A 23788-nucleotide genomic window follows, 5' to 3' on the forward strand; every position below is an offset into this window, starting at 1 on the left:
AGGTGAATATGGTACATCTACATAGGTTTCACATACAAAGAGAATAATCATTCAGTGCCTGCCCTGCTACAAGCATAAAAGTAAGACGAAAGTCTTCGGATATGTGTACAGAGGGAGATGGGGGAATATATGCATTTAACAATAGCAATTATAGAAGACGAACAGCCGGCGCGTGAGCGAATCGGCGAGCTTGTCATACAGGAACTGTCCGGTGAGACGGAAGTTTATATAGAAAAATACGAGGACGCAGAGAGGTTCCTTAAAGCACTTGAAGTGAAGAAAGAAACAGCGTATCCGGACGTTGTAATCTCTGACATTGACCTTCCGGGAATGAATGGAATTGAACTGGGAGCGGAGTTAAAAGGAAACGGCATAGAAACATATCTCGTATTTCTGACGTCTTTTGCAGAATTTGCGGCAGACAGTTATATACTGGAGGCTTATCAGTATATTCTGAAGCGGGATATGAAAGAGCGACTCGGAGATGTGCTCCGGGGGATTGCGAAGGAAAAGCAAACGAGCGAACAGGATTTCCTGTGGGTTGGAGATCATGAGAAGAAGTTGTTTTATAAAGACATCATCTGTGTGAGTAAGGTAAAAGGGCAGAAATACTCGGAGTACAGAACGAAGAAAGAAGTGTACCGGGAGCGGATGCCTTTATTTCATATACAGGAACAACTGGGAACAGATGCATTTATCATGGTCGGACGAAGTTGTCTTGTAAATATTGAACACATTGCGGGTATTTCAGCAGAGTCGATGCAATTAGATAATGGGGATGTAATCGGAGCCGGAAGAGAACTGATTTGGGAAGTGAAACAAAAAGTAACTGCGTACTGGAGAAAAAACTAATGGGAAGAGAAAGAAAATGGACAAGTGTCCAACTGATAAATATCATATTCTGCGGACTGATGCAGATTTTTTATTTCTTCCCGTGGCTTAAGTATAGCGGCCTGCATTGTTCTCTGCATCGGTATATTTTCCGAGCATTGACAAGAAATGATTACATAGAAGCGTTTAACAAGACGTACTATCCGGGAAAAGATCTGGGGATTTATGAACAGAAGATGGCAATCCTGGTCCTTGTTTATCTGATGAGTTTTCTGGTGGCGCAGGTAGTGGATCTGCTTCTTTTATACCGGAATATGAACCAGATTCCGTACCGAGATCATCAGGGACTGTTTTGGGTTATCGCGATGACGTGGGTGTTCTTCCTTGAATATGCAGATTATCAGGGAGCAGATGAGCAGTTTTATATTCCGATGTCCATGTTCATTTACCTGAATACGTGGCTTGTGGTCAAAGGTGTCCAGTATTTTGCATGTAGGATGACAGAAAGTTTGGAGTATATGAATCTTTCCAGCCAGAAAAAGCTGGAGCAGAAAGAACAGGAAGTACTGGAACTTAAGGTAAATGTGCTGGAAGAGCGGTTCAAAGGAATGTTAAAGAGCCGGCAGGTTGTCCATGACATGAAGAATCATCTGTTGGCGCTAAGGCGTTATGAACAGGAAAGAGACTGGGATGGGATTCACGAATATCTGGAAAAATTAAGTGATGCGATACTGGTGCATAATTATCAGGTGTGGACAGGAAACCAGATGCTGGATATGATTCTGAACCAGAAGATGCAGGATGCGAAAGACTCCGGTGTACAGATGACGATCCAGACGGAAGTATTTACAAAATTGCCGTTTACGGACTGGGAGATCATCACGCTATTTGGGAATCTTCTGGATAATGCACTGGAGGCAACGCAGAAAGTGACTTCGGAAAATCCATGGATCCATGTGAAATTTATAAGACGGAACCGGCTTTTTTACGTGGAGATTGAGAACAGTGCAGAGGAAGCAGTGAAAGTGGAAAATGGACAGCTCCGGTCGCAGAAAGAAGAAAACGGACTGCATGGATACGGTATGAAAAATGTTCGGGAAATCGTAGAAAAACATGAAGGTGATCTGCAATATATAACTACAGATACCAGTTTTCTTGTCAGTGTATCCATATATGACATGAAATAGAGAAAATCTTAGGATTGAGAGGAAAAAGAAATGCAGAAGAAAAAGAGCAGAAGAAAAGAAAAAATATGTGTCGGAGTCATCGGATACGCGATATTTCTGATCTATTCCATGTGGCCGGTTTACCGGCTCCGGGATGGGTATCATTCCTTTTATGGTGTTTTCCGATTATTGTCGCAGAAAGGAGCTGCCGCACTGACAGACAGTTGCCGGGATGTGTGGGACGGCAATATGGGAGCCATAAAGATTCAGGTTGGCCTGTTTGTAATTATGCAGATCGTGGCAGTATTGTATCTGATACTGCTGATTTTAAACAAATACCGGTATATCCAGCCGGTTGTGATCGGTATTGCGATCACAGAGATGTTTCTGAGTGATTATGCAGCTTACGGTACAGTTGCAGATAATGTGATGGCATTTATGTTTTTTATGCCTATGGTAGTAATGAGTCTTCTTGAGCTTGCCCTGCAGAAGATGATCGATGTCTATGATGAAGCACTGGCAAGATCCAGAAATTATGAAGTGCAGGAACAGGAAAAGAAAGAAGAAGCGCACAGAAGACTGGATTTTCCGGGCAAATACACGAAACTTTTCTATCATATGATCTGGAAGAATTTCCGCTCTGACTGGAAAGATTACCGGCTTTTCCTATTCTGCGGAATCATGGTCGGAACACTGGCATTTTCCGGACTGGGAGCTTATGAGATGCTGTCTTCTTCCCACCGGGCTGATTTGTCTATGTATGGTGGCGAAGGACTTGGACGAATCCTGATCAATGCGATGATCCCGCTTGCGGCATGCTGCCTTTTCCTGATGGTATTTGTGCTGATCTTTTATCTCAGAAAATGGATTCAGAACTATAGTATCTTTGTAACACTCGGAATCAGAAGAAAGGCGCTCTGGACGATCGCCGGACTGGAAATCGGACTGGGATTTGTATTTTCCTATATAGGCGGAGTAATTGTCGGAAATGGAGTCCTTCTGCTTTTCCGTAAAATTGTCGGAAACATGGTGGGCGATCAGATCAATCTGTCATATGCAAGTAAAACAACGTATCTGGTATCACTTGCTGTTCTGTTCCTTGTCTATCTTGTTTCACTGATGGCGACAAGAGACATTGTGTCGGATTTTAACCTGATCTCAGCGGCAACACGTAATGTTGCAAAAGAGAAGATGCCGCGGAGGTTTTTGAAGATCATTACTGTGATCGGAGCTGCTATCTGCGGATACAGTGCTATTTCTTACAGCAAGATTTACAATTACGAGAAGATTACACTGATGCTGGCATTGTTTGTCGGACTGTTTCTTCTCTACCGCTTTGGCGGGACATTGTTGCTGCGAAAAGACAAGGCATCAAAAGGGTATCTGGGTACGCTTCTGAAACGCAATGACCGCTATCACCGTTCAAAGACAACTGCGTGGTATCTGGCAGCGCTTACAGCTTTGCATATCTGCGGAATGTTTTATTTTGCATTCCAGTCAGTATCTGTAACGGTTGCAGAACAACCGGAAAGCCTGTTCCCATATGATTTCATGTGCATTTCTTACGATGAAGACCAGAAGACATTTGAAAATCTGGAGAAACAGTACGGAGCAAAGGTTACGACTTATCCGATGGTAAGAATCTCGAATTCGGATAAAACGGAGAAGAATGAGGGCTATTATGAAAAACGAATACAGGGACAACAGATCGGTATTTCAGAATCTACTTATCATGCACTGAAAAAAGCAATTGATCCGGATTATAAACCACACTTTCTCCATCTGGATGCAAAGGGAGAGAAAGTCTATCTTGTGCACCAGCAGGACCGCTCTGTGAAAGCACAGCCGATAGACTGGACGTTTAGTAAGAAGAAACCCAATATCCATGTTGGCATTGTATGTGAAGGATATACCCCATATGAGCATTTTTCCGAGGAGACGACATATCAGCAACGTACAATCGCAGGCGAGGAGATTGGAAGCCTGACCGGATGTTTCCGCGATGGAAAACTGGAAAATCTCGTTGTGTTTTCGGATGCATTCTTCACAAAAGCACAGAATCTCTGGAAGACAACGAATGTGCTGAATGGTTCGTTTATTAAAAAGAAAACGGATGCGATTGAAGGGCTGACTGTGAAGCAGGGACCGACAAAACTGGTGTTGATAAACAGTAAAGCGAAAGATCACAAAGCAATCAAGAGAGAACTGGAAAAATTCCAGGAAAAACATAAAGAAGATCAGGCTTACGATGCGGAAATCGCAAATTATTATGCAAAGGATGAAAGTGTAAAAGACCTGCGTACGGAACGCATGATGAAGCTGATCGTGAACCTGTTTGTCACGGCAACAATGCTTTTTATAAGCATGTTCCTTGTCTATATTAAAGTGCTTTCTGAACTGGATGAGAAGAACAAAAGAGCCGAATTTTTCACTTGTATGGGTATGAGAAAGAAAGAGAGAATCCGCATTCTTCTCGGTGAATTACATCTGATGTTCTGGCTTCCGGGAGCGTTTACCGCGCTTGTGACAGCTGTATTTACCGGAATTACATTCTATGTGCGGATGTATACAAATGCAGTTAAGCTACAGTTTATAACTCACGCAGTATGGCTCTGGGGCGGCTATATTCTTGTAGAACTTCTGTTTATGTGGCTGCTTGGAAAGTTTATGGTTCGAAAGGTGGAAAAAGACGATGAATAATCAGGAAATCATAAAAGTAGAAGATCTGACACGGAATTATCGGATGATCTACGCAGAGAATCCGGAAGACCGGGAGATCAAGGTGTTAAAAGGACTGAATTTCGCTGTGAAGACAGAAGAATTTGTCGGGATCATGGGAAAATCCGGCTGTGGAAAGACAACGCTTCTGAAAGTGCTTGGTCTGATCGATAAACCAACCGATGGTACATTGTATTTCAATGGCGTGGATTCGAGAAAACTGTGGAGCGACGAGCTTGCTGATATCCGCAGAAGAAAAATGGGATTTGTATTTCAGGATTTTTATCTGCTTGACAGTCTTTCGGTAGAAGATAATATCATGGTTCCGATGGTGCTTGATAAAGCGCCGGTGAAGGACTGCCTGGAAAAAGTAGCTTATTATATGGAGAAATTCGGTCTGATGCATCTGACAAAGAAGAAACCGAATGAACTGTCCGGCGGGGAGCGTCAGCGGGTAGCAATCTGCCGCGCGCTCATTAATGATCCCGAACTCATCCTTGCAGATGAACCGACAGGCAATCTCGATACCCAGTCAGGACAGATCGTTATTGATGCACTGACCGAGATTAACGAGAAAATGAAGAAAACAATCCTTATGGTTACGCATGATCCGAAAATGGCAAGCTATTGCAGCCGGATTATTTTGCTGAAAGACGGACAGATTCTGGAAGAACTGAAAAGAGAAAAAGACCAGGATGCGTTTTACCACAGAATTGTGGACAAGATGCAGGAACTGTAGGAGGAGTGGATATGCATATACTGGAAGTAAAAGAACTGGTGCGTGATTACAGCATTATCAGTGAAGATAAAAAAGAAAGGACGCAGATCCATGTATTGAAGGGACTGGATTTTTCCGTGGAGGCAGGAGAATTCGTCGGAGTCATGGGTAAATCCGGCTGTGGCAAGACGACGCTCTTAAAGACTCTCGGTCTGATCCACCGTCCTACGTCCGGAAGTGTCTGGCTTGAAGGAGAAGATACCGGAAAACTGCCGGAAGAAAAGAGGGCAGACATCCGCAACCGGAAGATCGGATTTATTTTTCAGGATTTTTACCTGATGAACAGTCTGTCTGTTGAAGAAAATATTATGCTTCCGATGATGATCGCAAAGAGCGAGCCGGAAGAAATGAGGAAAAGAGCTGCCGCCTATGCCACGCAGTTTGAGATTACACATCTGCTTAAGAAATATCCATACGAGCTGTCCGGCGGAGAGCGTCAGAGAGTGGCGATCTGCCGTGCACTCATGAATGAACCGGAACTGATTCTTGCAGATGAACCGACAGGAAATCTGGATTCCCGATCCGGGCAGATCGTGATTAATGCGCTTGGAAAAATCTCGAAAGAACTTGGAAAAACGATTCTTATGGTGACGCATGATCCAAAGATGGCGAGCTGTTGCGGGCGGATTCTGCTTCTGAAAGATGGAGTTATTCTCAAAGAATTGAAGGCAGGGGAAGACAAAGATGCATTTTACAGGGAAATAACCGGGCAGATGGAATGTTTATAGTCCTTGAATATTTTCTCAAATTTATATATAATGGATACGGTAAATTGAGAAGAAAAGGACAAAAACGATATGGGAAATAAAAATGAATTACTTCAGAAGATAGATGAAGGTTATTCAAAATTCAGCAAAGGTCAGAAAAAACTGGCGGATTTTATCAAAGAAGATTATGATAAAGCGGCATTTCTGACTGCTGCGAAGATGGGGGAAGAAGTCGGCGTCAGTGAGTCTACGGTTGTAAGATTTGCGATGGCGCTTGGATATGACGGCTATCCGGGATTCCAGAAAGCGCTGGGCGAGATGGTCCGTACCAAATTAAATTCCATCCAGAGAATGGAAGTCACATATGGACGCATCAGTCAGGGCGAGATACTGACATCTGTATTACAGTCAGATATTGATAAGATCAAGCTGACGATGCAGTCCATTGACCATGAATCATTTGAACTTGCAGTGGAGACGATTCTGAATGCGAAGAAGATCTATGTGATCGGTATCAGAAGCTGTGCACCGCTTGCAAGTTTTCTTGGGTTTTATCTGAACCTGATCTGTGATAATGTAGTTGCTGTGCACACAAACAGTTCAAGTGAGATTTTTGAACAGCTTATCCGGATCGATGAAGACGATGTGATTATCGGAATCAGCTTCCCGCGGTATTCCATGCGTACTTTAAAAGCACTGGAATTTGCGAGCAACCGCAAGGCAAAAGTAATCACGCTGACAGACAGCGTCCATTCGCCGATGACGTTATATTCTTCCTGCAATCTGATCGCACGAAGTGACATGGCGTCTATCGTAGATTCACTTGTAGCACCTCTGAGCGTGGTAAATGCGCTTGTGGTAGCACTCTGTATGAAGAAGCAGGATGAAGTCATCACAACACTGGAGACGCTGGAACGGATCTGGGATGAGTATCAGGTATACAGCAAAGATGAACTGAACATGGTAGATGATAAAGTAGAACTGTCTTCGTCCAAAGCACAGATAGATGGAGAAGAGACTTATGAATAAAGTATTGATTGCAGGCGGTGGCGCTGCGGGCATGATGGCGGCAGTTATGGCGGCAAGAGAAGGTTGCGCGGTTACACTGTTTGAAAAAAATGAAAAACTGGGCAAGAAGGTATTTATCACAGGAAAAGGTCGTTGCAATCTGACAAATGCCTGTGATGTAGAAGATCTGTTTCCGGCAGTGAAAACGAATGCGAAGTTTCTGTATAGTAGTTTTTACGGATTTACAAACCAGGATGTCATGGATTTCTTTGAAGAGCTTGGCATGCGGACGAAGATTGAACGAGGGGAACGGGTATTCCCGTTATCTGATCATTCTTCCGATGTGATCCGTACTTTGGAAGAAGAGATGAAGAGACTTGGTGTGAAGATCTGCCTGAATACATCTGTGAAGAAGATTGAAGCGAAGGACGGGCATTTTACAGGCGTCGTATTATCTGATGGAAAGAAAGTGTCCGGAGATGCGTGTGTCGTTGCAACCGGAGGCATCTCTTATCCGTCTACAGGTTCTACCGGGGACGGCTACCGGTTTGCAAAAGAACTGGGACTTGAAGTGACAGACTGTCTGCCGTCGCTTGTACCGATGGAGACTCAGGAAGACTGGGTGCCGGAGCTTCAGGGACTGTCTCTACGAAATGTAAATGCGGTTATCAAAGACGGTAAGAAGAAGCTGTATGAAGACTTTGGAGAGATGCTTTTCACGCACTACGGCGTCAGCGGTCCGCTTATGTTAAGTGCCAGCAGTGTAATTGGCAAGAAACTAAAAGATCATCCACTGACATTGGAAATCGACTTGAAACCGGCATTGTCTATAGAGCAGCTCGATCAGAGAGTCCTGCGTGATTTTGAAGAAAACCATAACCGACAGTTCAAGAATGCGATCCACAAGCTGTTTCCGGCGAAACTCATTCCGGTGATGATCAAACTTAGCGGAATCGATCCGGAGAAAAAGGTCAATGTAATTTCCAGAGAGGAAAGACAGCATTTTGTTTCCCTGATCAAAAAAATTCCAGTGACATTAACCGGACTGCGCGGATATAATGAGGCAATCATCACAAAAGGTGGTGTCAGCGTGAAAGAGATCGATCCGGGCACGATGGAGGCAAAGACAGTATCTGGCTTGTATTTTGCAGGAGAAGTACTGGATCTGGATGCAGTGACCGGAGGATTTAATTTACAGATTGCATGGTCTACTGCATGTGCGGCTGCAAGAGCCTGTGCATGGCAGAAATAAATGGATATGTGTATGCTTACGTGCTGTTTTGGAAAACAGACAAAGATTGTAACAGGAAGGCACGTGAGTTTGAAAAGCAAGCTATATATTATTAAATTATTAAATAAAACAGATAGAGAAAGAGGGCAGAAGAATGGGATATAATATCGCAATTGACGGACCGGCAGGAGCCGGAAAAAGCACCATTGCGAAACTGGTGGCAAAAGAAAAAGGATACATTTATGTAGATACAGGAGCGATGTACCGTGGAATGGCAATTTATTTTCTGGAAAAGAATATTTCGCCGGAAGATACAGAAGCGATCGAAGCAGACTGCAAGAATGTAAAAGTAACGATCGGCTATGAAGAAGGTGGACAGCAGGTCTACTTAAACGGTGAGAATATCACAGGGAAATTAAGAGGAGAAGCAGTAGGAAATATGGCGTCTAAGATCTCTGCGATTCCGGCAGTCAGAGAAGCACTTTTAGGACTGCAGAGAGATCTTGCAAAAACAAAAGATGTTGTCATGGACGGACGTGACATCGGTACCTGTGTATTACCAGATGCAGATGTGAAAGTATTTTTAACTGCAAGTGTACAGACAAGAGCAAAACGTCGTTTTGATGAACTGACAGAAAAGGGTGAAACTTGTGATCTTGCCGAGATTGAAAAAGACATTGAAGAGCGCGACAGAAGAGATATGACGAGAGAGATCGCACCGCTTAGACAGGCAGAAGATGCGACACTCGTAGACAGCTCAGATATGACAATCCCGGAAGTAGTCGCCGCAATTACGGCGCTCTGCCATTAGGAGGCATATATGAAAGTTGAACTTGCGAAGACAGCGGGATTTTGCTTCGGAGTAAAGCGGGCAGTGGATACTGTATACAGACAGATAGAAGCACACCCAGACAGTCCGATTTACACATACGGACCGATCATCCATAATGAAGAAGTCATCAAAGATATGAAAAAACACGGCGTGAAGGTGATTGGAAGCGCAGAAGAGCTGGAGAATCTGGACAGCGGAATCGTAATCATCCGGTCTCACGGAGTAGCAAAAGAAGTCTACGATTTGTTGACTGAAAAAGGACTGACCTGTGTGGATGCAACCTGCCCATTTGTCAAGAAAATCCATAAAATTGTCCAAGAGCAGAGCGCACAGGGTGCACACATTGTTGTGATCGGAAATTCGGAACATCCTGAAGTGCAGGGCATTAAAGGATGGAGTGGAAATGATGTGACAGTCATCCAGACTGTAGAAGAAGCGAAAAGTTTTCAATTAAAAAATAAAAAGCAAAAACTGTGTGTCGTATCTCAGACGACATTTAATTACAATAAATTCAAAGATATAGTTGAAATTATTGAAAAAAAGAGGTATGATATACTTGTTTTAAATACGATTTGCAGTGCAACAAAAGAACGCCAGGAAGAGGCTCGCGACATTGCAAAGAGGGTGGACGCTATGATTGTTATAGGAGACAAGAGAAGCTCTAATACCCGCAAACTATTTGAGATATGCAGTAATGCATGTGCGGATACGTACTATATACAGACACTTGACGATTTTGATATGAATCAATTAAGGTCCGTGGAAACAGTAGGTATTACAGCAGGGGCATCCACGCCCAAGAAAATAATTGAGGAGGTTCAAAATAATGTCAGAATTAACTTTTGAACAAATGTTGGAAGAATCATTTAAGACAATCAGAAATGGAGAAGTCGTAGATGGTACAGTCATTGATGTAAAACCGGATGAGATCATCTTGAATATCGGCTACAAAGCAGACGGTATCATTATGAGAAATGAGTATACGAACGAACCTAACGTAGATCTGACAACAGTCGTATCTGTTGGAGATCCAATGACAGTAAAAGTACTGAAAGTAAACGACGGAGAAGGTCAGGTGCTGTTGACATACAAGAGACTGGCTGCCGAGAAAGGAAATGAGAGACTGAAAGAAGCTTATGAGAACCATGAAGTTCTGAAAGCTCCGGTTGCACAGATCCTTGGCGGTGGATTGAGCGTAGTTGTTGATGAGGCAAGAGTTTTTATCCCTGCAAGTCTTGTATCTGATACCTACGAGAAAGATCTGAGCAAATATCAGGATCAGGAGATTGAATTCGTTATCAGTGAGTTTAATCCTAGAAGAAACCGCGTGATCGGTGACAGAAGACAGCTTCTTGTTGCAGAGAAAGCAGAAAAACAGAAAGAACTGTTTGCTAAATTACAGGTTGGAGATACTGTAGAAGGAACTGTTAAGAATGTTACAGACTTCGGAGCGTTTATCGACCTTGGCGGAGTAGACGGACTCCTTCACATCTCAGAGATGTCTTGGGGACGCGTTGAGAATCCGAAGAAAGTATTCAAAGTTGGCGATGAACTGAAAGTCCTGATCAAAGACATTCACGATACAAAGATCGCACTCAGCTTAAAATTCCCGGAGACTAATCCATGGGCAGATGCAGCTGAGAAGTATGCAGTAGGAACTGTAATCGAAGGAAAAGTTGCAAGAATGACAGACTTCGGAGCATTTGTTGAATTAGCTCCTGGAGTAGATGCACTTCTTCATGTATCACAGATTTCCAGAACACATGTTGATAAACCGTCTGATGTACTGTCTGTAGGACAGACAGTAACAGCTAAGATTGTTGATCTTAATGAAGCTGACAAGAAGATCAGCCTGAGCATGAAAGCTTTAGAGCCGGCTGAGTCAGAGGCTTCACAGAACGAAAGCTCTGAAGAGTAATCGTACTGTAAGAATTCAAGCGTATATATAAAAGCGAAAGAGAAAAGATAGAGGTTTCATACCTCTATCTTTTGTGTGTCTGAACATCTGTTAAAAAATGAACAAGATGTTCATTAAAATGTACAAAAAAATCACTTGACACACTGGTAAGTCTGGTGCTTTTTGGGTATAGTTAATATGAAAATTAAAAGGAAGGAAGGAAAAGGGAATGGCATTGTTAACTTTTAAGGGTGGTATTCATCCGGATGACGGTAAGCGTCTTGCAAAAGACAAGGCAATCGTTGATGTTAAACCCACAGGAGATCTGGTATATCCGGTTTCCCAGCACATCGGGGCGCCTGCCAATCCGATCGTAGCAGTTGGCGATCATGTTTTAAAAGGACAGATGATAGCAGAAGCCGGAGGATTTGTTTCTGCACCAATCTATGCTTCAGTATCAGGAACAGTTAAGGCGATCGCTCCACATTTGAACCCGACTGGAGGTACTGTCAACAGCATTGTCATTGAAAATGATGGTGAATATAAAGAAGTAGAATATCCTGCGGTAAAACCAGTTGATGAGATGACAAAGGAAGAGATCCTTAACGCAATTGGCAACGCAGGTGTTGTTGGTATGGGAGGAGCAGGTTTCCCGACCAGAGTTAAGCTTTCTCCAAAAGAACCTGACAAGATTGATTACATTATTGCAAACTGTGCAGAATGTGAACCATATATCACAGCAGACTACAGAACAATGATCGAAACACCGGAGAAACTGGTAGAAGGTATGAAGATCGTTCTGAGACTTTTCGATAACGCGAAAGGTATATTCGGTGTTGAGGATAACAAACCAGATTGTATCGCAAAATTAAAAGAACTCACAGCAGGTGACCCACGTCTGGAAGTTCTGGCACTTAAGACAAAATACCCACAGGGTGGTGAGCGTCAGCTTATTTATGCGACGACAGGTCGTGCGATTAACTCTGCTATGCTTCCGGCAGATGCAGGATGCGTTGTAGACAACGTTGCAACACTTGTAAGCATTTATCAGGCTGTGGCAGAAGGAAAACCTTCTATGGAACGTGTCGTAACAGTCAGCGGAGATGCAGTGAATGAACCAGGTAACTTCCGTGTTCCGTTTGGTATGAACCAGGCTGAGCTGGTAGACGCTGCCGGTGGATTCAAGACAGAACCGGAGAAACTGATTTCAGGTGGTCCGATGATGGGATTTGCAATGTTTTCACTAGATGTTCCGGTTACAAAGACATCATCATCCATTCTTGGATTTACAAAAGACGAAGTAGCAAAATTCGAGCCAACCGCATGTATTAACTGCGGACGATGCGTAGATGCCTGCCCAAGCCGTCTGATTCCATCTCGACTTGCAGATTATGCAGAGCATCATGACGAAGAGACCTTTACAAAACATAATGGTCTGGAATGTATGGAATGTGGATCATGCAGTTTCGTCTGTCCGGCAAAACGTCAGTTGAAACAGGCAATCGGTTCTATGAGAAAAATTGCACTTGCTAATCGTAAGAAGAAAAAATAAGAGAAGAGAGGAAGAGGTGAACAAACGTGAGTGAGAACAATTATAAACTGTCATCTTCACCACATATTCGTGACAAAGTTACCTCCAGCAATATCATGCTTATGGTTGTTATTGCACTTTTGCCGGCTTCGGCATTCGGAGTTTATAACTTTGGAATACCAGCACTGATCGTACTGATCAGCACAACCGTATCAGCGGTTCTTACAGAGTACATATATGAGAAACTGATGCACAAGAAGATTACCATCAACGACTGGAGTGCAGTTGTTACCGGTCTGTTGCTTGGCCTTAACATGCCGGCTTCAGCACCATGGTGGATGGGCGCTCTTGGTAGTGTATTTGCAATTCTCGTTGTAAAACAGTTATTCGGAGGACTGGGACAGAACTTCATGAACCCGGCGCTCGGTGCAAGATGTTTCCTGCTGATTTCTTTCGCAGGACCGATGACAAAGTTTGTTTACGATGGAGTATCCGGACCGACACCGCTTGCTACTTTAAAAGACGGTGGCTCTGTTGATTCCATGAAGATGCTTATCGGAACAATTCCGGGAACAATCGGTGAGACATCTGTGATCGCAATCATTATCGGAGCAGTATTTCTTATTATGCTTGGTATTATTGATTTGCGTATTCCGGGAACATACATTGTATCCTTTGTTATTTTCGTCGGAATTTTCGGACCATTTACAAAAGCACATGTAGGATTCTTTGATCCACAGTACATCACAGCACACCTTTGCGGTGGTGGTCTGATGCTCGGAGCATGGTTCATGGCAACCGATTATGTAACATCTCCGATTACGAAAAAAGGACAGTATGTATATGGTATCCTTCTTGGAGTACTGACCGGACTGTTCCGTCTGTTCGGTGGTTCCGCAGAAGGGGTATCTTATGCGATCATCATCAGTAACCTTTTAGTCCCACTGATTGAAAGAGTTACTCTTCCAAAACCATTTGGTAAAGGAGGAGAAAAATAATGAAGAAAAATCCAATTATTAAGAATGCACTTATTCTTACAATTATTACATTAATCGCAGGATTAGGTCTTGGCTTTGTATATGAGATCACCAAAAACCCGATCGCACAGGCGCAGGAAAAAGCTAAGAAAGAAGCATGGCAGGCGGTATTTACAGATGTAGATGCGAATGCTTTTGAAGCACAGGACGTAGATGCGAAGATTGCAGATAAAGCGATCAAATCAGTCGGTGCAAAAGCAACTGTCGATGAAGTCTGTAAAGCAGGTGACAAAGGATATGTAATCACAACCACAGACAAGGAAGGTTATGGTGGAGATATCCAGATTACAGTAGGTATTACTTCTGATGGTACAGTAAACGGAATTTCTATCTTATCGATCAGCGAGACAGCCGGTCTTGGTATGAAAGCAAAAGAGCCGAAGTTCTACAATCAGTACAAGGGCAAGAAAGCTGAGAAATTCGTTGTATCAAAAGATGGTGGAGACGGTGAACAGATCGATGCAATTAGTGGTGCAACAATTACATCACGTGCAGTTACAGGAGCTGTCAACGTAGCACTGGCTTATTATCAGAATGCATTTTAGGAGGTAGCAGACATGAACAGATGTACTGAAAGACTATATAATGGTTTAGTTAAAGAGAATCCTACCTTCGTGCTGATGCTTGGTATGTGTCCTACACTTGCCGTAACTACATCCGCAACCAATGGTGTTGGTATGGGTTTGTCAACAACAGTAGTATTGGTATTATCCAATATGCTGATTTCCATGTTACGTAAGATCATCCCGGATTCAGTCAGAATGCCGGCATTCATCGTAGTCGTAGCATCATTCGTAACAATTGTACAGTTTCTTCTGGAAGGTTTTGTACCGAGTCTTTATGACGCACTTGGTCTTTACATTCCACTGATCGTAGTAAACTGTATTATCTTAGGACGTGCAGAAAGCTATGCTTCCAAGAACCCGGTTCTTCCGTCAATCTTTGATGGTATCGGTATGGGACTTGGATTTACTGTAGGTCTTACATGTATTGGTATTGTACGTGAGCTGATCGGAGCAGGACAGATCTTTGGTAAACAGATTATTCCGATCGCTGACGAAGCAGCAGGAAAAGCCGGATATGTACCGGTTACAATCTTTATTCTTGCACCGGGAGCATTCCTGGTACTTGCAGGACTGGTTGCTCTTCAGAACAAGATCAAAGCCAATGCTGCCAAGAGGGGTAAAAAAGTTGTAGAAGCTAAGGGATGCGGCGAAGGCTGTGCATCATGTAATGGATGCGGCGGAAAAGTATTCCCTACAGGAAACGAAGAATAGGAGGAGTACATAGATGAAAGAATTATTACTTATCGCAATTGGATCTGCGATTGTCAACAACGTTGTACTCAGCCAGTTCCTGGGAATCTGTCCATTCCTTGGAGTATCCAAAAAGGTTGAGACTGCTTCCGGTATGGGAGGAGCTGTAATCTTCGTTATTACAATCGCATCATTCTTTACAAGTTTGATTTATAAGTTTATTTTGTTACCATTGAATATTTCTTACCTGCAGACGATCGTATTCATTCTCGTAATCGCTGCACTGGTACAGTTTGTAGAGATGTTCCTGAAGAAGAGCATGCCGTCTCTGTATAATGCACTTGGTGTGTATCTTCCTCTGATCACAACAAACTGTGCAGTACTTGGTGTAGCACTTACAAACGTTCAGAATGAGTATTCTATTCTGGAAGGTGTGATCAATGGTATCGGTACTTCTGTCGGATTTGCAATCGCAATTGTGATCATGGCAGGTATCCGTGAAAAGATCGAATACAATGATGTATCTGAGTCATTCCAGGGAACTCCTATCGTACTGCTTACAGCAGCACTGATGTCAATTGCGTTCTTTGGATTCTCAGGATTAATATAGGAGGAAACAGACTATGAGTATAACAGGTATTATTTTAGCTGCTGCAATCGTAGGCGGCACCGGATTATTCATTGGTGTGTTCCTTGGTATTGCAGGAAAGAAATTTGCAGTAGAAGTAGATGAGAGAGAAGAAGCAATCCTTGAAGTATTGCCTGGAAACAACTGTGGTGGTTGTGGATATGCAGGATGTTCCGGACTTGCAGCTGCTATTGTGAAAGGCGAAGCGGAAGTTGGAGGATGTCCGGTCGGTGGAGCTCCGGTTGCAGCAAAGATTGGTGCGATCATGGGACAGGAAGCCGGTGCACAGGTACACGAAGTAGCATTTGTAAAATGTGCAGGAACCTGTGACAAAGCAAAACAGGAATATGAATATCACGGACTGAACGACTGTGTTATGATGAACATGATGCAGGCGGGAGGACCGAAAGGATGTAATTATGGATGTCTTGGAGAAGGAACATGTGTGAAAGCCTGTCCGTTTGATGCCATTCATATTGTAAACGGAGTTGCTGTTGTAGACAAAGAAGCATGTAAAGCATGTGGTAAATGTGTGGCAGCTTGTCCGAAACACCTGATCGAGATTGTACCGTATGACCAGAAACACCTCGTACAGTGCAGCTCTAAGGACAAAGGTAAAGATGTTATGTCTGTATGTTCCGTTGGATGTATCGGATGTAAGATGTGTGAGAAGATCTGTAAATTCGACGCTGTTAAGGTTGAGAATAACATTGCACACATTGATCCGGAAAAATGTATCGGATGCGGTGCATGTGCAGCAAAATGTCCGAAGAAGATCATTCTGTAGAAGAGCGTCTTTTTCAGAGATTTATGAAATTGGGATACAGGAGAATCGTATGAAAAGATCTTTCAAAACGATAATATCCGAAGGATATGAACAATTCATAAAAGATATAAAGCAAACAAAATGGGCGATTATTGTTATAATCGCCTATTTTGTGTTTGGTAGAAAATTTATTTATAGTATTTGTCCGCTCATTATGCTTACCGGATATCCATGTCCGTCCTGCGGACTTACAAGAGCCGGTATCCGACTATTGCATTTTGATTTTGCAGGAGCATGGCATATGCATCCATTTATCTATGTGGTTGCAATTCTTGTATTTCACTATTGCTGGAACCGTTATATCAGACTTCAGTTAAGGCAGCCAAAGAGTATGAAGATACTTGCAGGAATCGCACTTGTGGCACTTGTGATTTTTTATATTTACCGCATGGTGCGTTATTTTCCGGGGGAACCACCGATGAGCTATTACTCTGGGAATCTGCTGCATACTTGCAAAAATTTCCTTGCAAATTTATTTGTCCAATGATTTTATATAATAAATTTTTAATTTGGATATCATTCCGAAACCTGTGTCAACAGAATGAATCTGTATCAAATCTGTTAATCATTCTGAATAACAGGATTATTCGGTGTCAACTCTTATGATCTGCTGTCTGTATTCATTAAAGAATGGAATCTTAAACTTATCAGTTAAAACACTCTCATATAAATTAGCAGCCTGGATATCTGTGTGGAGCATGCAAAGCCCTGTCTCTGATAAGCTGTCTGTCTGTGTTAGCTTCGTAATCAATGGGATGCGAGAAGTCTGCTTAAGTATTGTAAGGACAGAAGACTGATCCATTCGGAAACCGAGAAGGCGCGCATACTGACAATTTCCACGAGCCTGATAATCCAGCATATCTGCGGTTTTAATCTGCAAAAGAATATGAAGCAGTGACCGGCTGATTCTTGTATAGGTAAGATCTCTTGATTTCAGAAGATCACAAAACTGTTCGTAAGAGATCAGGTCATCAATGTGATTCATGATCCGGTTTGCAAGATCCTCTGTGATATCAAGATATTTCATAAGAGAATCTGAAGTTTCGTTCATAAGCCGGTATTTCAGAAGAAGTGAAAAATCATTTGCATATACCGGATACCGAATCAGGTGTGTATCCCGAAGAAGATCAATGCAAGCAGAAGGTACCTGGTCTTCCAGTCTTGTCAGTACATCAGAGAGCGGTGGTTCGTCGTAAATGCTGTCACTTCTTAAATGAATCGAACTTCCGGCCTGCGCAAGGAGTCTGCGGATCGCAGAGGCAGAACTGTAATTTCCGGACAGATCCCGATCATGATAACCGGACTCTTTACGCTGGATTGTATAGCCTTTGATCAGGCTTCCGGTCTGATATAATGCTTTGATATATTCGATGCCGAGAATGTTGTTCGGTTCATCCAGTACCTGATCCACATTTTCATCTTTTAAATAGGAGGATAATGCCTGCTGCCTTGCGCGCGGAAAAGAAAGCCCCTTGCGCAGTGCTTCTTTCAGATAGAAGGTATAATCCTCCGGTTCCTCTGTAAGAATCCCGGCGATACGTTCCAGTAGTGCATAGTTTCCACATTCACTTCCGAAACAGAGTGCATCTACACAGCCAAGATGGTTAAGCAAAGAAACAGCACCTGTGGCGAAATATTCGGCGCTTCCAGTTGCGTAGCAGACCGGAAGTTCAAAGACGGCGGCAACACCACTTTCCAGAGCTACCTGGGCGCGCAGATGCTTTGGCATGATCGCGGGTGTTCCACGCTGTACATAATTTCCACTCATAATAACAAGAACAGCGTCTGCTCCGGTGATTTCTTTTGCTTTTCTTATATGGTATAAATGCCCGTTATGAAAGGGATTGTATTCAGCAATCAGTCCGACAATTTTCATAAAAAATCTCCTTGTATATCTATTTGAAATTGATTATACTATAAAAAGGGACTTTAGGTCAAAAAAGTCATTATTTTCACGTTTAGTTTATTATAATTGTTTTCAGGAGAGAAAGGAGGATATATATGAGCCAGGAAATCGAAGATATACTGACAGAAGATGAGATTAAAGAGATGTTGGAAAATCGGCAGTACAAAGAATTAAAAGAACAACTGGAAAGTAATATGTATCCTGTTGACCTCGCTGAGATTTTAGAGGATTTTGACCAGAAGCAGCTTGTTATGATCTTCCGGCTTCTTGCTAAAGAAGAAGCGGCAGAGACGTTTACTTATATGAACAGTGACATGCGTGAGATTCTGATTAATGCACTGACTGATTCCGAGCTGGAAGAAGTCATGGAAGAGATGTATCTGGATGATACGGTCGATGTGCTGGAGGAGATGCCGGCGAATGTTGTTGACCGTCTCCTGATGGTGACAGATGAAGAGACAAGAGTGCAGATCAATCAGCTCCTGCAATATCCGGAGGACAGTGCGGGCAGCATTATGAATGTGGAGTATATTGCACTCCGTAAAGAGATGACGGTTGCAGAATCTATTTTGAAGATTCGTCAGGTCGGTTTGAACCGGGAGACAATTTATACCTGTTATGTCACGGAAAAGCGTAAGCTTATCGGTCTTGTAGATGTCAAAGAATTACTGACGACCAGTGAATCGAAGACAGTAGAAGAGATCATGGAGACAAACATGCTCTATGCACATACAACAGATGACCAGGAGGAAGTTGCACTGACGATCCGCAAATACGGTCTGATCGCACTTCCAATCGTAGACCATGAGATGTGTATGGTCGGTATCGTAACAGTAGATGACGCAATGGATGTATTGCAGGAAGAGACGACGGAAGATATCAGTATCATGGCGGGTGTCAATCCGAATGAAGAATCTTATTTTGGGACAACGGTTATGGAACATGTGAAGAGCCGAATCCCATGGCTTCTGTTTCTGATGCTATCGGCAACCGTGACACAGATGATCATGAACAGTTATGAATCAGCGCTTGCCATTATGCCGCAGCTCGCAGGATTTGTCCCGATGTTGACAGGTACCGGAGGAAACTGCGGTTCCCAGAGCTCAACACTGGTGATCCGGGGACTGGCAGTCGGCGAGATTGAATTCCGGGATCTCCTGAAAGTAATATGGAAAGAAATCCGTATCGCAGTATGTATCAGTATTGTGCTTGCTGTGGTAAATGGACTGCGAATTATGTTGATGGGGCAGGGCGATGCGCTGATGGCATTTACGATCGGTCTGACGATGGCTTGTACCGTTGTGATCGCCAAAGTTGTTGGATGTACACTTCCGCTTATCGCAAAGCGGGTAGGTCTGGACCCGGCGATCATGGCAACACCTCTGATTTCAACACTGGTAGATATCAGCACGATCAGCGTATACTTTGCAATTGTCAGTGCAGTATTTCAGTTATAGATGCGTGATATATGCATATAGACAGAAAAAATGAGATAAAGTGACAGAATGTATGAAAAAATACACATAAGAGACCTTGTTTGCAAGGTCTCTTTGTATTATAATAGTCCTATCTGAGAAAATATGGAAAGGAGTCTATTTATCATGGGATTCATAGATGAGATTAAAGCAAAAGCAAAAACAAGCAAAAAGACAATCGTTCTTCCAGAAACAGAAGACAGCAGAACTTATGAAGCAGCAGAAGCTGTATTAAAAGAAGGAACAGCTAATCTGATCCTGATCGGAAGCGAAGAAGAGATCGCAAAGAACAAAGGATCTTTTGATATCAGCGGAGCTACTATTGTAGATCCTGCAACGTCTGAAAAGACAGACGCATACATTGCAAAACTTGTTGAATTAAGACAGAAAAAAGGAATGACAGAAGAACAGGCAAGAGAGCTTCTTCTGACAAATTACTTATATTATGGTGTTATGATGGTTAAGATGAAGGATGCTGACGGTATGGTATCCGGAGCATGCCATTCTACAGCAGATACATTAAGACCATGCCTTCAGATCCTGAAGACAAAACCAGGTACAAAACTCGTATCCGCTTTCTTCGTAATCGTAGTACCGGATTGCGATATGGGAGCTGACGGAACATTTGTATTTGCAGATTCCGGTCTGGAGCAGAATCCGGATCCAGAGAAACTTGCAGCAATCGCACTTTCTTCTGCAGATTCTTTCGAACTGCTGACAGGAAAAGAGCCAATCGTTGCAATGCTTTCACACTCTACTAAGGGAAGTGCAAAACATCCTGACGTAGACAAAGTTGTAGAAGCTACACGTATTGCAAAAGAAAATGCAAAAGAAGGTTTATTATTAGATGGAGAGTTCCAGCTTGACGCAGCAATCGTTCCGGAAGTTGGAGCATCCAAAGCACCGGGCAGCCCGGTTGCAGGTAAAGCAAATGTACTCGTATTTCCAGACCTGGATGCTGGTAATATCGGATACAAACTTGCACAGAGACTTGGTAAAGCAGAAGCTTACGGTCCTTTAACACAGGGAATTGCAGCGCCGGTTAATGATCTTTCAAGAGGATGCAGCGCAAAAGACATTGAAGGTGTTGTTGCCATTACAGCTGTACAGTGTATGGCTGAAGAATAAAAAAGAGAGGAAAAAAGATTATGAACGTATTAGTAATCAACTGTGGAAGTTCTTCATTGAAGTTCCAGCTGATCAATTCTGATTCAGAGCAGGTTCTTGCAAAAGGACTTTGTGAGAGAATTGGAATTGATGGAAGCCTTACCTATCAGCCGGCAGGCGGAGAGAAAGTCAAATCTGACAAAGCTATGCCGACTCATACAGAGGCTATTCAGTTCGTTATTGACGCACTGACAGATGACAAGACAGGTGTCGTAAAAGACTTAAAGGAAATTGGGGCAGTCGGACACCGTGTTGTACATGGCGGAGAGAAGTTCGCCAAATCTGTAGTAATTACAGATGAAGTTATGAAAGCAATCGAAGAGTGTAATGACCTTGCACCTCTTCACAACCCAGCTAACCTGATTGGTATCAATGCATGCCAGGAATTAATGCCGGGTACGCCGATGGTAGCTGTATTTGATACTGCTTTCCATCAGACAATGCCAGCAAAGGCATATATGTATGGTCTGCCATATGAGTATTATGACAAATACAAAGTAAGACGTTATGGATTCCACGGAACAAGCCACAGTTTCGTATCCAAGAGAGCTGCTGAACTTGTTGGGAAACCATATGATGCAGTGAAGACAATCGTTTGTCATCTTGGTAATGGTGCAAGTATCTGTGCTGTAGAGAATGGTGAATCCGTAGATACATCTATGGGACTGACTCCACTGGAGGGTCTTGTAATGGGAACACGTTCCGGAGATATCGATCCGGCTATCTTAGAGTTCATCGCTAAGAAAGAAGACCTTGATATTGCAGGGCTTATGACAATGTTAAATAAAAAATCTGGTGTGTTTGGTCTTTCTAATAACTTATCCAGTGATTTCCGTGATCTTACAAGCGCTGCTGAGAGCGGAAATGAGATTGCTGCTACAACAGTTGATGTATTCTGCTACCGTGTAGCTAAGTACGTTGGAAGTTATGTAGCTGCCATGAATGGTGTGGATGTAATTGCATTTACAGCAGGAATTGGTGAGAATGCAAGTCTTGTACGTGAGAAAGTTATGGAATACCTTGGATACCTTGGAGTTGCAATCGATAAAGAAGCAAATGATTCACATGGTGAAGAAGTGAAAATCTCAACTCCGGATTCTAAAGTTGATGTATTTGTAATTCCTACAAATGAGGAACTTGCAATTGCAAGAGAGACTGTTGCATTAGTTTAATCAGCATAGTTGAACGATCATAGAATTGAGAGGTATATCGAAGGCTGTCGCGGAAGCGGCAGCCTTCTTTATATATAATAGGAAATTGCATTTCCTGTTATATATAAAGCTTTCGGCAAATATAAAGCCGTCGGCAGGATGCGCACTCGCGCGAAGAGGCAGAACATTATTTCTAATATTTTTCTTAAGATTCCGGGAATGACCGGAAAGAGAATTGAATTTGAGAGGAAAATCAAGTATAATGTGCTTGTTCTTAAGATAGGAGATAAAATAAAAAGGGGTAGATATAGAATGAAAAAAAGGAACATGTATGCAGCAGTTTTACTTACAGCAATTCTCAGTGTTACATCTCTGGGAAGTGCAGGTCATGTACAGGCGGCAGGAGATACATCCGGTGTCAGACTTCAGACAGTTAGTGCAGAAAAAGGAAATGCGCTGACAACAGACGTGTTGACAAAGGATACCGGGAAGAGCCAGAAGAAACTTGCAATCCAGGCAGGCGCCACAAAGCAAAAAGCAGCACTTACCGGCAAGGGCAAGAATGTCAGAGCCAAAGCAACAACAAAGAAGGATACGAGTTATATTCCGGTAGTCAAAGGTGTAACAGGTTCAGAAGAAGGCAAGCAGGGCAATGTTGCACTTGGTAATTCTGTCGGAACTACAGATGGCACGATGGGAAAGAGATACCTCTATTCACAGAAAGTTGAATTTCAGGGCAAGGGTTCTTTTTCATTTTCTGTTAAATGTATAAAAGCAAAGACGGCGGGACGTAATGTTGTCTACGGAGTATTCAAGCAGGCATCCCTGGAAGATCCGATTGATAAGTCAAGCGTTGATGTTGTAACGAAAAAAGGCGATCACAAGACAGTCGTTGTAAAGATCCCGAAAGCAGGAACCTATTATATCGGCATCTATACAATGGTCAATGCAAAAGATAAGAGCGAATCCTGGAAGTTTACGACAGGAGCGATCTACTGGAATGGTAATAACCGTACGATTACCAGTGATAAGAAGATTGCAGTCGGTCACAAAACAACGCAGACGAATTATTTTAAAATGAAAACCACAGAAAGCGGTTATATCACAGTGATTGCAAGTGATCCGAAGAATAAGATCGTTCTTTATGACAGTAAGAAGAATCGTCTTACAGAGAGTACAATTGCAAAATATGGTGTCACATATGGTGTACCAAAGGGAAGAACTTACTATATTAAAGTATGGTCTCCGGCGAGTGAAGATGGCGGTTATACGCTGGTGGCAAAAAATCGTAAGATTTCCGAAAAAAGCGGAAGCAGTAAATCCAATGCTGTGGAGATTAAGAAAAATACCACAATCAAAGGAACAATGGAAACAGGAGTGAAGAGAGCGGACTGGTATAAGATCCGTCTTACATCCAAACGGAGTGTGGAACTTTCCTGGAAAGCAAGAACGAATGAAAAGATGAAACTTGCTATTTATCAGGGAAGCAGAAAGATTGATACAAAGACGTTGACTTATGCAGATGCTTCCTACAAGCTGAAGTCCGTTGGAAAATGGCCAAAAGATACATATTATCTGAAAGTATATACAGATACAGAAAAATCTTCTGGTTGGTATATTTTAAGATGGAAATAATCAGATAT

General features: G+C 42.7%; 22 protein-coding genes. 21 read left to right on the plus strand and 1 reads right to left on the minus strand.

The window, feature by feature from the left end; all coding sequences use genetic code 11:
- The first annotated feature begins 129 nt into the window (after positions 1–129).
- The 17 genes from DWY31_RS01135 (at position 130) to DWY31_RS01215 (ending at position 16933) form a co-directional block, all read left to right on the plus strand.
- Positions 130–852: a LytR/AlgR family response regulator transcription factor gene (locus DWY31_RS01135; RefSeq protein ID WP_158575476.1), complete on the plus strand. Its 723-nt coding sequence runs from the start codon at positions 130–132 to the stop codon at positions 850–852.
- Positions 852–2018, plus strand: a complete 1167-nt coding sequence (locus DWY31_RS01140) for a sensor histidine kinase (protein WP_118519319.1) — start codon at positions 852–854, stop codon at positions 2016–2018. The genes DWY31_RS01135 and DWY31_RS01140 overlap by 1 nt, the downstream gene beginning before the upstream one ends.
- A 30-nt stretch (positions 2019–2048) precedes the next feature.
- On the plus strand, positions 2049–4697 hold the full coding sequence (locus tag DWY31_RS01145) for an FtsX-like permease family protein (protein ID WP_117537234.1): 2649 nt from the start codon (positions 2049–2051) through the stop codon (positions 4695–4697).
- Positions 4690–5454, plus strand: coding sequence for an ABC transporter ATP-binding protein (locus DWY31_RS01150; RefSeq protein ID WP_118287902.1), 765 nt, complete (start codon positions 4690–4692; stop codon positions 5452–5454). The genes DWY31_RS01145 and DWY31_RS01150 overlap by 8 nt, the downstream gene beginning before the upstream one ends.
- Before the next feature lie 11 nt (positions 5455–5465).
- Positions 5466–6221: an ABC transporter ATP-binding protein gene (locus DWY31_RS01155; protein ID WP_118519320.1), complete on the plus strand. Its 756-nt coding sequence runs from the start codon at positions 5466–5468 to the stop codon at positions 6219–6221.
- A 69-nt stretch (positions 6222–6290) separates the two neighbouring features.
- Complete coding sequence (locus DWY31_RS01160; RefSeq protein ID WP_021861127.1) at positions 6291–7229, plus strand: MurR/RpiR family transcriptional regulator; 939 nt, start codon at positions 6291–6293, stop codon at positions 7227–7229.
- Complete coding sequence (locus DWY31_RS01165; protein ID WP_118519321.1) at positions 7222–8460, plus strand: NAD(P)/FAD-dependent oxidoreductase; 1239 nt, start codon at positions 7222–7224, stop codon at positions 8458–8460. The genes DWY31_RS01160 and DWY31_RS01165 overlap by 8 nt, the downstream gene beginning before the upstream one ends.
- Before the next feature lie 133 nt (positions 8461–8593).
- The gene (cmk, locus tag DWY31_RS01170; protein ID WP_118519322.1) at positions 8594–9250 is read left to right on the plus strand and encodes a (d)CMP kinase; all 657 of its coding nucleotides are present in this window, start codon (positions 8594–8596) and stop codon (positions 9248–9250) included.
- 9 nt (positions 9251–9259) lie between these two features.
- Positions 9260–10117, plus strand: coding sequence for a 4-hydroxy-3-methylbut-2-enyl diphosphate reductase (gene ispH, locus DWY31_RS01175; RefSeq protein WP_118519323.1), 858 nt, complete (start codon positions 9260–9262; stop codon positions 10115–10117).
- A complete protein-coding gene (gene rpsA, locus DWY31_RS01180) occupies positions 10098–11189 on the plus strand; it encodes a 30S ribosomal protein S1 (protein ID WP_021861123.1) in 1092 nt (363 codons plus the stop codon). Before ispH ends, rpsA begins: the two co-directional genes overlap by 20 nt.
- Positions 11190–11397: 208 nt before the next feature.
- Entirely contained in the window at positions 11398–12720 is a 1323-nt protein-coding gene (gene rsxC / locus DWY31_RS01185) for an electron transport complex subunit RsxC (RefSeq protein WP_118519324.1), read from the plus strand.
- Positions 12721–12746: 26 nt separating this feature from the next.
- Entirely contained in the window at positions 12747–13697 is a 951-nt protein-coding gene (locus tag DWY31_RS01190) for an RnfABCDGE type electron transport complex subunit D (protein ID WP_021861121.1), read from the plus strand.
- Complete coding sequence (locus DWY31_RS01195) at positions 13697–14281, plus strand: RnfABCDGE type electron transport complex subunit G (RefSeq protein ID WP_021861120.1); 585 nt, start codon at positions 13697–13699, stop codon at positions 14279–14281. Before DWY31_RS01190 ends, DWY31_RS01195 begins: the two co-directional genes overlap by 1 nt.
- A 12-nt stretch (positions 14282–14293) precedes the next feature.
- Positions 14294–15013: an electron transport complex subunit RsxE gene (gene rsxE, locus DWY31_RS01200; protein WP_118519325.1), complete on the plus strand. Its 720-nt coding sequence runs from the start codon at positions 14294–14296 to the stop codon at positions 15011–15013.
- 13 nt (positions 15014–15026) lie between these two features.
- Positions 15027–15602, plus strand: coding sequence for an electron transport complex subunit RsxA (rsxA, locus tag DWY31_RS01205; protein WP_021861118.1), 576 nt, complete (start codon positions 15027–15029; stop codon positions 15600–15602).
- A 13-nt stretch (positions 15603–15615) separates the two neighbouring features.
- The gene (locus DWY31_RS01210) at positions 15616–16407 is read left to right on the plus strand and encodes an RnfABCDGE type electron transport complex subunit B (RefSeq protein ID WP_021861117.1); all 792 of its coding nucleotides are present in this window, start codon (positions 15616–15618) and stop codon (positions 16405–16407) included.
- A 49-nt stretch (positions 16408–16456) separates the two neighbouring features.
- Positions 16457–16933 carry a DUF2752 domain-containing protein gene (locus DWY31_RS01215; RefSeq protein WP_118519326.1) on the plus strand — a complete coding sequence of 159 codons (477 nt, stop codon included), beginning with the start codon at positions 16457–16459 and terminating at the stop codon, positions 16931–16933.
- Between the two features lie 96 nt (positions 16934–17029).
- On the opposite strand, the gene DWY31_RS01220 is transcribed toward DWY31_RS01215, so the two are convergent.
- Positions 17030–18322 (minus strand): nucleotidyltransferase, encoded by a 1293-nt coding sequence (locus DWY31_RS01220; protein WP_118519327.1) that lies wholly within the window; start codon positions 18320–18322, stop codon positions 17030–17032.
- A gap of 125 nt (positions 18323–18447) precedes the next feature.
- On the opposite strand from DWY31_RS01220, the gene mgtE reads away from it, so the two are divergent.
- From mgtE to DWY31_RS01240, 4 genes are all read left to right on the plus strand, one after another.
- Positions 18448–19809: a magnesium transporter gene (gene mgtE, locus DWY31_RS01225; RefSeq protein WP_021861115.1), complete on the plus strand. Its 1362-nt coding sequence runs from the start codon at positions 18448–18450 to the stop codon at positions 19807–19809.
- Between the two features lie 144 nt (positions 19810–19953).
- Positions 19954–20955 (plus strand): phosphate acetyltransferase, encoded by a 1002-nt coding sequence (gene pta, locus DWY31_RS01230; protein ID WP_021861114.1) that lies wholly within the window; start codon positions 19954–19956, stop codon positions 20953–20955.
- A 20-nt stretch (positions 20956–20975) separates the two neighbouring features.
- The gene (locus DWY31_RS01235; RefSeq protein ID WP_021861113.1) at positions 20976–22166 is read left to right on the plus strand and encodes an acetate/propionate family kinase; all 1191 of its coding nucleotides are present in this window, start codon (positions 20976–20978) and stop codon (positions 22164–22166) included.
- A 291-nt stretch (positions 22167–22457) separates the two neighbouring features.
- Positions 22458–23780 (plus strand): hypothetical protein, encoded by a 1323-nt coding sequence (locus DWY31_RS01240; RefSeq protein ID WP_147364882.1) that lies wholly within the window; start codon positions 22458–22460, stop codon positions 23778–23780.
- The last annotated feature ends 8 nt before the right edge of the window (positions 23781–23788 follow it).

The organism is Dorea sp. AF24-7LB (genome assembly GCF_003478575.1).
Taxonomy (GTDB): Bacteria; Bacillota; Clostridia; order Lachnospirales; family Lachnospiraceae; genus Dorea_D; species Dorea_D hominis.